Source organism: Thermus arciformis, from assembly GCF_900102145.1.
In the GTDB taxonomy this organism is placed as follows: Bacteria; Deinococcota; Deinococci; order Deinococcales; family Thermaceae; genus Thermus; species Thermus arciformis.
This window is the reverse complement of sequence record NZ_FNBC01000016.1, coordinates 16,502-29,408: the sequence shown is the minus strand read 5'-3', so window position 1 is coordinate 29,408 and position 12,907 is coordinate 16,502. Positions and strand designations below refer to the sequence as shown.

At 67.4% G+C, this 12,907-nt stretch carries 10 protein-coding genes; 2 read left to right on the top strand and 8 right to left on the bottom strand.

The window, feature by feature from the left end:
* Positions 1-134: 134 nt before the first annotated feature.
* From BLP62_RS07050 to BLP62_RS07020, 7 genes are read right to left on the bottom strand one after another with little or no spacing between them, the layout of a single operon-like run.
* Positions 135-1,466 (bottom strand): MFS transporter, encoded by a 1,332-nt coding sequence (locus tag BLP62_RS07050; protein WP_093007217.1) that lies wholly within the window; start codon positions 1,464-1,466, stop codon positions 135-137.
* Positions 1,460-2,791, bottom strand: a complete 1,332-nt coding sequence (locus BLP62_RS07045; protein WP_093007215.1) for an MFS transporter — start codon at positions 2,789-2,791, stop codon at positions 1,460-1,462. Before BLP62_RS07045 ends, BLP62_RS07050 begins: the two co-directional genes overlap by 7 nt.
* 3 nt (positions 2,792-2,794) lie before the next feature.
* Entirely contained in the window at positions 2,795-3,472 is a 678-nt protein-coding gene (gene narI / locus BLP62_RS07040; protein ID WP_093007213.1) for a respiratory nitrate reductase subunit gamma, read from the bottom strand.
* A 3-nt stretch (positions 3,473-3,475) separates the two neighbouring features.
* Entirely contained in the window at positions 3,476-3,991 is a 516-nt protein-coding gene (locus BLP62_RS07035; RefSeq protein ID WP_093007211.1) for a nitrate reductase molybdenum cofactor assembly chaperone, read from the bottom strand.
* Between the two features lie 9 nt (positions 3,992-4,000).
* The gene (narH, locus tag BLP62_RS07030; RefSeq protein WP_093007209.1) at positions 4,001-5,536 is read right to left on the bottom strand and encodes a nitrate reductase subunit beta; all 1,536 of its coding nucleotides are present in this window, start codon (positions 5,534-5,536) and stop codon (positions 4,001-4,003) included.
* A gap of 11 nt (positions 5,537-5,547) precedes the next feature.
* Entirely contained in the window at positions 5,548-9,138 is a 3,591-nt protein-coding gene (locus BLP62_RS07025; RefSeq protein WP_093007207.1) for a nitrate reductase subunit alpha, read from the bottom strand.
* A 2-nt stretch (positions 9,139-9,140) separates the two neighbouring features.
* On the bottom strand, positions 9,141-9,932 hold the full coding sequence (locus BLP62_RS07020) for a c-type cytochrome (RefSeq protein WP_093007205.1): 792 nt from the start codon (positions 9,930-9,932) through the stop codon (positions 9,141-9,143).
* Positions 9,933-10,027: 95 nt separating this feature from the next.
* On the opposite strand from BLP62_RS07020, the gene BLP62_RS07015 reads away from it, so the two are divergent.
* Positions 10,028-11,827, top strand: a complete 1,800-nt coding sequence (locus BLP62_RS07015; protein WP_093007203.1) for a GAF domain-containing protein — start codon at positions 10,028-10,030, stop codon at positions 11,825-11,827.
* A gap of 3 nt (positions 11,828-11,830) precedes the next feature.
* Positions 11,831-12,487, top strand: a complete 657-nt coding sequence (locus BLP62_RS07010; protein WP_093007201.1) for a Crp/Fnr family transcriptional regulator — start codon at positions 11,831-11,833, stop codon at positions 12,485-12,487.
* A 92-nt stretch (positions 12,488-12,579) separates the two neighbouring features.
* On the opposite strand, the gene BLP62_RS07005 is transcribed toward BLP62_RS07010, so the two are convergent.
* Positions 12,580-12,843: a ferredoxin family protein gene (locus tag BLP62_RS07005; protein WP_093007199.1), complete on the bottom strand. Its 264-nt coding sequence runs from the start codon at positions 12,841-12,843 to the stop codon at positions 12,580-12,582.
* Positions 12,844-12,907 lie beyond the last annotated feature (64 nt).

The window sequence follows — 12,907 nt, the reverse complement described above, 5'->3', positions numbered from 1 at the left end:
CCCTCAGTCTCCCTAAGCCCGGGGGCCTTGGGCCATGACCTGGGTCAAGGAGAGCCCCGGGCGGGGCTTCCCCACCCGGGGCATGGGCACCTCCTTTTGGGGCCCCTGCCGAGGCGAAAGCCTCAGCAGGGCATTTAGCAGGGCTTCTCCGCTCCCTTACGGGCGTAGTAGTACCAGTTCAGGAAGAGGTTGAGGGCGTAGAAGACCATGAGCCCATAGAAGAAAGCGGTGAAGCCCCCCGTGGCCCGCTGGGTGTAGGCGGCCAGGGTGGAGAAGAGGAAGGGCCCGTAGGCGGCGATGGCCGCGGTCCAGCCGATGACCCCCCCCGCCTGGCGGGGCGGGAAGATCATGGGCATCTGCTTGAAGGTGCTGGCGTTCCCCACCCCGCTGAAGAAGAAGACCAGGAGCATGGCCACCACGAACATGGGGAACTGGTCCAAGGAGGTGGGCCGGGTGTAGAGGGTGACCAGAAGGGCGGAGAGGAAGATGCCGATGGCGGAAACCTGGGTGACGATGGCCCCGCCCAGGCGGTCGGAGATGGGCCCCGCGATCACCCGGGCCAAGGAACCCACCAAAGGCCCCAGGAAGGCGTACCGCAAGGGATCGGGAGCCCCCTCAAACTTCCCGTAGACCTCGCGGATGAGGAGGGGGAAGATGGCGGAGAACCCGGAAAAGGACCCGAAGGTCATGATGTAAAGGCTGGTCATGATCCAGGTGTGTTTGTCGCGGAAGATGTCAAACTGCTCCCGGAAGTTGGCCCGGATGGGCACGCTCCTCAGGTAGACCCAGGCCACAAGCGCCCCCAAGAGGACCAAGGGCACCCAGAGGAAGGTGGCGTTCTGGAGCCAGATGGGCTGGGACACCCCAGGCTTGGGGGTAAAGGTCTGGGGCCCGCCCAAAAGGGAGCCGAAGAGGGCGAAGCCGATGACCCAGGGGGTCACGAACTGGACGATGGAAACCCCGAAGTTGCCGATCCCCGCCTGCAGGCCCAAGGCCGTCCCCTGGAGGCGCTTGGGGAAGAAGTAGCTGGTGGAGGGCATGAACCCCGAGAAGTTCCCTCCCCCGATGCCCGCCAAGAAGGCCAGGAGCAGGAGAACCCAGTAAGGGGTCCCGGTGTTCTGCACGGCGAAGCCCCAGCCCAGAAGCGGGATGAGAAGGAGGAGGGTGGAAAAGGTGACCAGGTGGCGGGTGCCCAAGATGGGGGGCAAGAAGGTCCAGATGATGCGCAGGGTGCCCCCGGCCAGTCCCGGCATGGCCGTGAGCCAGAAGAGCTGGGTGGTGGAGAGCTCAAACCCCACCTTGGGCAGGCGCACCACCAGGGCGCTCACCACAAACCAGGTGATGAAGGCCAGGGTGAGGTTGAAGGTGGTGATCCAGAGGGTGCGCCAGGCCAGGGCGGGGTCCCAGCGCTTGGGGTCCTCGGGGTTCCAATCCGTAATCCAGGTCCCCTTGGCGGACTTCAGCATGGACGGTCTCCTTTCAGCTCAAAGTCGTTCTTGAGGTGCTGGGCCTCCTGCTGCAAGAGCTTTAGGACGGTGAGGTGCATCCAGAGGAAGCTGATGGCGGTGAGGAGGAAGAGGACGAAGAAGGTCATCTGGGGCAGGCCGGTCCAGGCCTGGGCGTAGGCGAAAAGGGGCGGGAGGAAGAAGCCCCCCAAGGCCCCCAGCATCCCCACGAGGCCGCCCACCGCCCCCACGTCCTGGGGGAAGTAGGTAGGGATGTGCTTGTAGACCGCGGCCTTGCCGATCCCCATCCCCACGCCGATGAGGAAGACCAGGAGGGTGAAGAGCCCCACGCTCATGGTGAACTGCATCACCTCCTTGGCCCCTTGCTTGGTGTAGAGGACGATGTGCCCTTCGGGCATCATCAGCACCCCCGAGGCCAGGAGGATGATGCCGAAGGTCCAGTACATGATGCGCCGCGCCCCGAAGCGGTCAGAGAGGTAGCCCCCCACCGGCCTAAGGAGGCTCGCGGGGAAGATGAAAAGGGCGGTGAGCAGGGCCGCCTCGTGCAGGGGCAGGCCGAAGACGTCCACGTAGTATTTAGGAAGCCAGGCGCTAAGGGCCACGTAGGCCCCAAAGACCACCACGTAGTAGAGGCTGAAGCGCCACACCCGTATGTGGCGGAGGGGCCTTAGCATGTCCAGGAAGGGCCTTCCCTGCCCCGGGCGCTTGTCCTTCTGGGGGGTGCCGAACCACAGGACGAAGCCCATCAGCACCAGGAGCACCGCGTAGAGGAAGGGGATGAAGCGCCACCCCCCGGGAATGAGCCCCCCCAAATACCCCGAGGCGGGAACGCTGGCGATGAGGGCCGGGCCGATGAACTTGGTGACGCTGGCCCCCACGTTGCCCGCCCCGAAGACCCCCAGGGCAAAGCCCTGCTGGTCCTTGGGGAACCAGGCGGAGTTCCAGGCGATGCCCACGCTGAAGCTGTTCCCGGCAAAGCCCACCAGGAAGGCGTAGAGGAGGAGTTCCTCGTAGCTCCCCGCCCGGGAAACCAGGTAGGCGGGAATGGCGGTGAAGAAGAGCATGAGGGTGAAGACCAGCCGCCCCCCGTAGCGGTCGGCGAGAACGCCCGCCAGAAGGCGCCAAAGGGAGCCATTGAGGATGGCCAGGGCGGAAATCCAGGAAAGCTGCACGTCGGAGAGGCCGAACTCCTTGCGGATGGGCACCCCCAGCACGCCGAACATGAGCCAAGCGGCGAACATGAGGGTGAAGGCCAAGGTGGAAAGCCAGAGCACCCTTAAGCGGTCGGGACGCTCCTTGTCCAGTTGGGCAGGATCGTGGACCATGGCTCACCTCGCCAGCTTGCGCACCCAGACGACAATCTGCCAGGGCCGCACCACGTACCCCAGGGGCACGGTGACGATGTGGACCAGGCGGGAGAAGGGGAAGAGGGCCAGGAAGAGCCAGAAGTTGAAGACGTGGAGCTTAGTCCAGAAGGGGAGGTCCTGGAGAAGCTCGGGCCTGGGGTTCAGGGTGAGGACGGACCAGAGGTAGGGGGTCATCACCGCGGGGAACCAGAAGGAGCCGTAGCGGTAGAGGACCGCGGTGAGAACCCCGGTGAGGGCGGAGACAAAGACCACCACCAGGACCAGGTAGTCCATGGGGGTGGAGGCCGCCCGCACCCGGGCCACGGAGATGCGCCGGGCGAGGAGGACGTAGGTGCCGAAGAGGGCCCAAAGCCCGAGGCCAAGCCCGGTGATCTCCAAGAGGTAAAGCCTGAGGGGCACGGCGTTCCAGAGGAGGAGCCCCTTGGGCAGAAGCAGCGCCAAAAGGTGCCCAAGGAGGACAATCACCAGGCCCCAGTGCATGGCGGTGGAGCCGAAGAAGAGGCGCTTCTGCTCCAAGAGCTGGCTGGACTGGGCCGAGACGGAGAAGGGCCTGTAGACCATGCGGTAGGCGGTCACCGCCACCGCCAGGGTGAGGGCGATGTAGGGGAAGACGGCGAAGAGAAGGGCGTTCCAGTTCATCCTTCACCTCCTTGCCAAGTCCCCCTGCAAGGCCTCCTGGACGGCTTCCAAAATCAGGAGGTAGGGGTTCTTGGCGTCCAGGGTCTTGAGGGTCTTGTGCATCTCGGAAAGGGCCCGGGGAAGGATCTCCGCAAGCTCCGGCAGGGGCTCCTCCACCCGGGCCAGGTAGCGGAGGACGTTCGCCAGGTGGTCGGGAAGCTCGCTCCCCGGGTCAAGCTCAAGCTCCCGGAAGGCCCGCACCAAAGCGGCGAGGAGCTCCCCCCGCTGGTAGCTCTCCCCGTACACCGCGAAGCCCACGTAGGGGGCGGTGGTGGGGGTGAGGTCCAGGGTGCGGGTGTAGAGCTCCTCCCACTCCCCTAAGGAGAGGTCCTCCACCTGGCGCAAGAAGCGCTCCAGCTTCTGCTTGGCGGGGCCCCTCGGGCACCCAATCCAGCGCCGCCAGAGCTCCTCTAAGCGGCCCGGCATGGGGTAGTCCAGGGCCAGGGCCAGGGTTTCCAGGAGGTTAGGGTTTCCCGGCATGGCGCCCTCCTACTCGCCCCGCAAGGGGGGCTGGATGTAGCCCAGGCCCGCCTCGCCCTTGTGGGCCAGGGGGTCCTTCCAGACCTCGGCGGCCATCTCCCGGTGGTAGGGGGGAAGCACGAAGCGCTCCTCTAAGGTGGGCAAGGTGGTGAGCCGGTAGATGGCCTCGGCCTCCTCCAGGGTGAGGCCCGCGTCCGCCAGGACCTTCAGGGCCTTCTCGGTGGGGCGGCCCTCGAGGCTCTCCTGCCGCTTAAGGATGCGCACCGCCAGCATCTTCTTGAGCACGGGGACGATGTGCGCCTCGTTGCCCGCGGCGAAGAGGTTGGCGAGGTACTTTACGGGCATGCGGGCCTTCTCCAGGGCCGCGTAGACCTCAAAGTCCAGGTCGGTCTCCGGAAGGTCCAGGCGCACCAGGCCCCCGTTCCCCTGGCTGGCCCTGAAGGCCTTCTCCACCGTGGAGACCACCGGGGAGAGGGGTGGGACGTAGAACATCATGGCCAGGGTGCGGTACTCGGGGTGGAGGGGCAGGGCCAGCCGCCAGACCTTCACGAACTTGTAGATGGGGGACTTCTGGGCGGCCTGGATCCACCCCTCGTCAATCCCCTCGGCCTTGGCGGCGGCGATCACCTCGGGGTCAAAGGGGTCCAGGATGAGGGAGAGCTGGGACTCTACGAGCTCCTCGTCCGGCACCATGGCCGCCTCGGGGATGCGGTCGGCGTCGTAGAGCAAAACCCCCATGTAGCGGATGCGCCCCACGCAGGAGTGGGCGCAGGCCGGGGCCTGGCCCGTCTCCAACCGGGGGAAGCAGAGGATGCACTTCTCGCTCTTCCCCGTGGCCCAGTTGTAGTAGACCTTCTTGTAGGGGCAGGCGGCCACGCACATGCGCCAGGCCTTGCACTTGTTTTCGTTGACCAGCACCACCCCGTCCTCCGCCCGCTTGTAGATGGCCCCCGAGGGGCAGGCGGCCACGCAGGCGGGGTTCAGGCAGTGGTTGCAGATCCGGGGGAGGTACTGGAAGACCACCCCCTCGATCTCCTCAAGCTGGGCCCGCACCTCGGGGTCCAGGGCCTTCAGGTTGGGGTCGTTTTTGGCGTAGAGGGGGCTGCCCGAGAGGTCGTCGTCCCAGTTGGGGCCCGCCTCCGGGGTCATGGGCTCCCCGGTGATCATGGACACGGGGATGGCCGTGGGCTGGTCCTCGCCCTCAGGGGCGGTGAAAAGGTCGGAGTAACGGAAGGTGAAGGGCTCGTAGTAGTCGTCCAGGGAGGGCAGGGCGGGGTTGAAGAAGAGGCGGAAAAGCCCCTGGGTCCGGGAGTGGAGGCGCAGGTCCAGGTGGCCGTCCTTGTACTCCCAGCCGCCTCTAAAGCGCTCCTGGTCCTCCCAGCCCGTGGGGTAGCCGGCCCCGGGCCGGGTCTCCACGTTGTTCCACCACATGTACTCCGCGCCCTTGCGGTCGGTCCAGAGGTTCTTGCAGGCGATGGAGCACGTGTGGCAGCCGATGCACTTGTCCAGGTGGAAGAGCATGGACATGTGGGCTCTAACCTTCATGGGTTCCCTCCTTACCACTCCGGCGGGGCCTCCAGCTTGCGCACGTAGACCCAGGTGTCCCGGTTCACCCCCACGGGCCCCCAGTAGTTGAAGGCGTAGGTGAACTGGGCGTAGCCGCCCGACATGAGCACGGGCTTGAGCCGGGCGCGGGTGATGGAGTTGTTCATCCCCGCCCGCTTGCCCCTAAGGGGGCTCTTGGGGATGCCCACGGTGCGCTCGGTGGCGTGGTAGACGAAGACCGTGCCCCTGGGGATTCGGGCGGAGACGATGGCCCTTTGCACGAAGACCCCGTTGTCGTTGAAAAGCTCCACCCAGTCGTTGTCCCGGATGCCCAGTTCTGCCGCGTCCTTGTCGTTCAGCCACACGGGGTAGCCCCCCCGGGAGAGGGTCATCATGCGGTGGTTCTCCGAGTAAGTGGAGTGGATGGACCACTTCCCGTGGGGGGTGATGTAGTTCATGAGCTTCCCCTGGGCCTCCTTAGCCGACCTTTCCGTCTCCTGGAGCATGTGGACCTCGGGGCGGGGCTTGTAGGCGGGCAGGTGCTCGCCCCAGGCCAGGTAGTTCGGGTGGTCCAGGTAGAAGTGCTGCCTCCCCGTGAGGGTGCGCCAGGGGATGAAGCGCTCCACGTTTAGGGTATAGGGGCTGTAGGCGCGGCCGTGGTTGATGATGGCGCTCCAAGTGGGGGTGGTGAGCTGGCGGCGGGGCTGGGCCACGATGTCCTTGAAGGAGATGCGCACGTGGCGGTTGCCCTCGGCGAGGTCGGTAAGCTTCACCCCGGTCTTCTTCTCCTCGTCCAGGAAGGCCCGGTAGGCGAGCTCCCCGTTGGACACGGGATCCAGGAAGAGGATGGCCTCGGCCACCTGGCGGGCCTCCTCCAGGGAGGGCCGCTTCTCCCCCTCGTAAAGGCGGGGCTGGCGCTCGGTGAGCTCCTTGTAGAAGTCCTCCACGGGGATGGTGAGGCCGTGCATCCCCACGCCCACCTTCTCCACCGTGGGGCCCAGGGTGACGAACTTCTCGTAGAGCTTGGTGTAGTCCCGCTCCACCACCCGGAACTTGGGCATGGTCTTGCCGGGGATGGCCTCCACCTCGCCCCGCTTCCAGTCCCGGTCCTCCGGCTGGGCGAGCTCGTCAGGGGTGTCGTGCTGGAGGGGGATCATGACCAGGTCCTTCACAGGCCTCGGCAGGTGGACCCGGGCGAGCTCGGAGACCTTCTTGGCGATGGCCTTGAAGATCTCCCAGTCGGGCTTGGACTCCCAGGCGGGGGGCACGGCGGCCTGGAGGGGGTTGATGAAGGTGTGGAGGTCGGTGGTGTTCAGGTCGTCTTTCTCGTACCAGGTGGCGGCGGGGAGGACGATGTCCGAGTAGAGGGCGCTGGTGTCCATGCGGAAGTTGAGGTCCACCACAAGGTCCAGCTTCCCTTCAGGGGCGGGCTTCCTGTAGACCACCTCCGTCACGTGCCCCTCGGCCGCCTCCTCGGCCACGGTGTTGGTGTGGGTTCCCAGGTAGTGCTTGAGGAAGTACTCGTGCCCCTTGGCGCTGGTGCCGATGGCGTTCCCCCGCCAGATGAACCAGACCCTGGGCCAGTTCTCCGGGGCGTCGGGGTCCTCCACGGCGAAACGGAGCTCTCCCCGCTTCAGGGCCTCCACCACGTGCTGGACGATCTCGGCCTCGGTCTTCGCCCCCTTGGCCTCGGCCTCGGCCACCACCTCCAGGGGGCTCTTGTTGAACTGGGGGAAGAAGGGAAGCCACCCCTTGCGCACCGCCCGCACCTGGTGGTCTATGGTGTGGTCGGAAAGCCCCTTGGCCGTCTTGTCGTAGGCGGCGAAGCCCCGCTCGTAGCGCCACTGGTCGGAGTGGACGTAGTGGAAGCTCGGGGTGTTCTGCTGCCTGGGCGGGTAACCCCAGTCGGTGGCGAAGGCGATGGGCCCCCAGGAGGCCTGGTTGGCCAGCTTCTCCTGGCCCACGTAGTGGGCGAGGCCGCCCCCGTTCACCCCCACGCTCCCCGTGAGCATGAGGGCCACGATCCCCGCCCGGTACATGAGGTTGTTGTGGTACCAGTGGTTGATGCCCGCCCCGATGATGATGAGGTTCTTCCCCTTGGTCTTGAGGCCGTTCTCCCCCCAGGCCCGGGCGTAGGCGAGGAGGGTGTCCCGGTGGATCCCCGTCCACTTCTCCTGCCAGGCGGGGGTATAGGGGAGGTCGTCCTCGTAAGAGGCGGGGTAGTCCCCCGGGAGGCCCCGGCCCACGCCGAACTGGGCCATGAGGAGGTCAAAGACCGTGGCCACCGCCACCCTTTCCCCGTCCTTGGTGGCCACGTACTTGACCGGCACCCCCCGCTTGAGCCTGCGGTCTGCGGCGAAGTCGTCAAACTCCACCAGGACGACCTCGTCCTCCACGCCGAAGAGGCTCAGCCGGGGGTTCAAGGGCTCGCCCGTTTTGGGGTCCTCCAGCTTCAGGTTCCACTTCCCCTTCTCCTTCTGCCAGCGGAAGCCCAGGGTCCCCATGGGCATCCTCGGGCCCTTGGCCTCGTCAAAGACGAGGAGCTTGAAGTCGCCGTTTTCCTCCTCGGCGTACTCGGCGAGGCGGTTCGCCCTCAGGTAGCGCCCCGGGCGGCCGTCCTTGATCTCCACCAGGAAGGGGCTATCCGTGTAGCGCTTCAGGTAGTCCTGGAAGTAGGGCACCTCCCGCTCGGCGTAGAACTCCTTGAGGAGGACGTGGTTCACCGCCATCCAGAAGGCCCCGTCCTGGCCGGGGTGGACGGGGATCCACCAGTCGGCGTACTTGGACACCTGGGAGAAATCGGGGCTGAAGACGGTGAGCTTGGCCCCAGCGTGCCGCACCTCGGAGATGAAGTGGGTGTCGGGGGTGCGGGTCATGTTGAGGTTGGAGCCCATGACAGCGATGAAGCGGGCGTTGTACCAGTCGGCGGACTCGTGGACGTCGGTCTGCTCCCCCCAGATCTCCGGCGAGGCGTTGGGCAGGTCGCAGTACCAGTCGTAGAAGCTCATGGGCACCCCGCCCAAAAGGGAGAGGAAGCGGCTTCCGGCGGCGTAGGAGATCTGGCTCATGGCGGGGATGGGGGAAAAGCCGATGACCCGGTCCGGCCCGTAGCGCTTCACCGTGGAAACCACGGCGGCGGCGATGAGCTCCAATACCTCGTCCCAGCTCGCCCGCCTGAAGCCTCCCTTTCCGCGGGCCTTCTGGTAGCGCTTGCGCTTATGAGGATCGCTCTGGATGGCCTCCCAGGCAGCCACGGGGTCGGGATGCTGCTTCTTGGCCTCCCGCCAGAGGTCCAGCAGGGCCCCCTTGGCGTAGGGGTACTTCACCCGGATGGGGCTGTAGAGGTACCAGCTGAAGCTGATGCCCCGCTGGCACCCCCGGGGCTCGTAGGGGGGGAGGCCCGCCTCGAGGCTCGGGTAGTCCGTGGCCTGGAGCTCCCAGGTGACGATCCCGTCCTTGACGAAGACCTCCCAGGAGCAAGACCCCGTGCAGTTCACCCCGTGGGTGGTGCGCACCCGCTTGTCGTGCTGGAAGCGGTTGCGGTAGAACTCCTCCCACTTCCTCTCCGCCGGGTTTTCCACTTCCTTGATCCAGTCCCTCATGTTCACCTCCTAAGCTGGGCGCGGATCCTTTCCGCCAGGCTTCTCGGCCGAAGCTGCCAGAGGATCGCTTGGTAAAGGAGCAGGAGCGCCAAAACCAAAAGCCCCGCCACCAGGAAGCGCCCCAGGTAGAGGGAGGCAGGCCTCGGGGCCTCCTGGGAGACCTGGGCCAGGAAGGCGGCGATGGCGCTCGCCTCCTCCTTGGTCAGGGGCTTCCCCTTGTAGGCCTCCCGCATCACGGGGAAGGCGGGGTTCTCCAGGAGGGCGGCGAGGCCCGCCTCCCCGCCCAGGCGCTTGGCGGCGTCGGTCAGGTCCTTGCCCAAAGCGCCGCCCCCGAAGAAGCCCACCCCGGCCACGGTGTGGCAGGCCTGGCAGGGGGCGCCGCCGTTCTGGAGGGCCTTCTGCCCCAGGTAGAGGGCCCGTCCCAAGGCGGGGTCCCCCTGGACCTGGGGGGCCGGGGCCGCCTGGGCCGGGGCCCCGCCCAACCCCTGCAGGTACCGGGCGATGGCCCGGGCCTCCGCCTCGGAGACCTGGGGCAGGGGGGGCATGACGCCCTGGTAGGTCACCCCTCCCACCTCCAGCGGCCCGGAAAGGCCTTCCCGCACCGCCTTCACCACGTAGGCCTCGTCCTGGACCCTGGGGTTCCCCGCCAGGGGCGGGATGGCCCCGGGAATCCCCTGGCCCTCTGCCCCGTGGCAGCTGGCGCAGTGCTGGCCGTAAAGGGCCTTCCCGTCCTGGGCCAGGGCCAGGGCCAGCCCCAGGACCAGGGCTAGGGGAATCAGCCTTGCACCCTTCATCCTCACCTCCGGCTCCCAGTGTGGGGGCGGGTCCTGGCGGCCACTTTCCCTTCTTGGGACATCTGTCCTAAGAGATGGGCTTACCCTGGGAAGCGATGAAACCCCTGGCCCGCCTGCGTCTGGACCGGGAGGGGCGGGTGACCTCTGTGGAGGCTGACCCCGCCTTGGGGCTGGAAGGGACAAACCTCCCCTGCGCCGCCCTCGTCCAAGGGCAGGACCCCTTTGGCCGCCCCCTCTGCGCCCGCTGCCCGGTCCAGCGGGAGCTAAGGCGGGGCGCCTACCGGGCCAGCACCCCCCTCCTCCTCAAGGGGAGGCGCCTCCGGTGCCAGGGCTACCGGGAGGGGGAGGGCTTTCGGGTGGAGCTTTACCCCGAGCGGGCCGAACCCCCGGACCTCCTCCTGGAGCTCTCCCGCCTGACCCAGCACCTCCTCCGCCACCCCGAGGGGTTTCCCCAGGCCCTGGAGGGCTTCCTCAAGACCCTGCGCCAGGCCCTTTCCATGGAGGCCGCGGAGCTCTTCCTGGCGGACCCCGAGGGGCACCACCTGATCCTCACCGTCTACGAGGGCCTGCACCGGGAAGCCTTCCTGGAAAAGCCCTGGTTCCAGCTGGGGGAAGGCTACCCGGGCATCGTGGCCTTGAGGCGCGAACCCCTCGTCACCCACACCCTCCGGGAAGACCCCCGCTACCTGCGGCAGAAGGTGAAGCAGCTGGGCTACCAGACCTACATCTGTGTTCCCCTAGAGCTTCCCCAAGGCCTCATCGGGGTCCTGAACCTGGCCTCCCGCAACCCCCAGGCGGACCACGAGGAGGTCCTCGAGGCCCTCTCCCGCATCGGTCCCCTCTTCGCCAGCACCCTCTACACCCTCCTCACCCGCCTGGGGGAGACGGGGCTTTTCGCCCTGGGGGCGCACCTCGGGCGGGGAGAGGTCTCCGAAGCCCGGCACACCTTCTTGCACCAGCTCCGGCGCTTCACCGAGGCCACCGGGGTCCGGGTGGTGGGACGCTCCGGGGAGCGGCTGGAGGTGGGCCTGGTCCCCCCCTGCGCCATGCAAGACTGCCCCGCCTGGCGGGGGGAGGTGGTGGGGTTCAAAAACGGCCTTCCCCCTTGCCCCGAGGCCGAGGGCCGGCCCAGGGTGTGCCTCCCCCTCTGGGCGGGCGGGGAGGTGGTGGCGGTGGGCACCCTGTTCCACGCCCGCCCCCCCAAGCCCCCCACCGGCCCCGCCGCCCCCGCCCTGTGGTTCGCCCGCCTGGCCACCCCTCTGCTCTTCACCGCGGCCAAGGAGGCCCCGCCCGAGCTGGAGGTCTACGCCTTGGGGGGCTTCCGGGTGCGCCACCGGGGGGAGGAACTCTCCCCCAAGAGCTTTGGCCGGAGCGGGGCCTACCGCCTCTTCAAGTTCCTGCTGGCCAACAAGGACCGGGCCCTCTACGTGGACGAGCTTCTGGAGACCTTCTTTCCCGACCTCCCCCCGGAGAAGGCCCGTCAGGAGCTCTACGCCCTGGTCTACCACCTGCGCAAGACCCTTCCCGGGGTGGTGGAGCGGGAGGGGGAGTACTACCACCTGCGGTTGCCGGAAAAGCGTTTCCTGGACTTTGAGCGCTTTGAGGAGCTCATGCGCAAGGCGGACCTCGAGGAGGGCCTCTCCGCCTTCAAGACCCTGCGCCAAGCCCTGGAGCTCTACAAGGGCCCCCTCTTCGGGGACGACCCCTACGGGGAGTGGGCCGAGGCGGAAAGGGCCTACCTGCAGGAGAGGGCCCTCTCCGGGCTTTTACGGCTTGGGGAGCTGGCGGAGGCCTTGGGCTACAAAGAGGTGGCGAAGGAGGCCTACGCCCGCGCCCTGCGCCTGGAGCCCCTCCTGGAAGAGGCCCGGGAGCGGCTTTCCGCCCTGAGGGGGTGAGGCGTGGAGCTCACCCAGGTGGCCCTGTTCCGCGAGTTGCCCTCGGAGGACGCCGAGGCCCTGGAAAGGGAGGCCAGGGCCCTGCGCCTGAGGAAAGGGGAGCTTCTCTTCCTGGAAGGGGAGCCCGTGCGGGCCCTCTTTGTGGTGAGAAGGGGGCTCATCAAGGTCTACAAGCTGGACCCCGAGGGGCGCAAGCAGGTGGTGCTCCACGTGGAGGGCCCGGGAAAGGTGCTGGCCGAGGTGGCCCTTTTCCTGGACCGCCCCACCTACCCGGCGAGCGCCGAGGCCCTGGAGGAAAGCGAGGTCCTGGCCATCCCCAAGGACCGCTTCTTCCAGCTCCTGGAGGAAAGGCCCCCCCTGGCCCGGGCCTTGATCCGCTACCTGGCCCGCCGTCAGGGGCAACTCCTCCACCTCCTGGACCGCCTGGTCTTCCACGAGGTGCGGGAGAGGCTCTGCGAGTTCCTGCTGGAAAGGCTTCGGGAGGAGGGGCAGGGCTTCCGCCTCCCCACGAACCCCGAGCTCGCCGCCCTTCTGGGCACGGTGCCCGAGGCGGTCTCCCGCAACCTGGGGGAGCTTTACCGCCGGGGGCTCATCCGCCTTGCGGGAAGGCGGGTGGAGGTGCCGGACCCCGGGGCCCTCGAGGGCCTGATCAAGCGCTGAGGAAGCCGCCCCTCTCCCGGGCAGGGCCTTTTGCGGCCCCACACCCTCTGGCAGCCCGCAGACCAGGCCAAAGTCCCCTCGGCGCGGGCATCCTAACCTTCCAGGACGTGCACGTTGGGCAGGGTCCTCGCCCACTCCCGGTTCTTCTCTATGTAGACCCTCCACTCCTCGGGGACGTCCTCCTCAGGGTAGATGGCGTTCACCGGGCAGGCGGGCACGCAGGCCCCGCAGTCAATGCACTCGTCGGGGTGGATGTAAAGCTGCTCCCCGGCATCGTAGATGCACTCTACCGGGCAGACTTCCTGGCAACTCCTGTCCTTCACGCCGATGCAGGGCTCGCAGATCACGTGCGGCATCCTTCACCTCCACCTCCCAGGGTGGGGGCGAGGCCGGGGGCGGTCCATGACCGGGGTCAAGGGG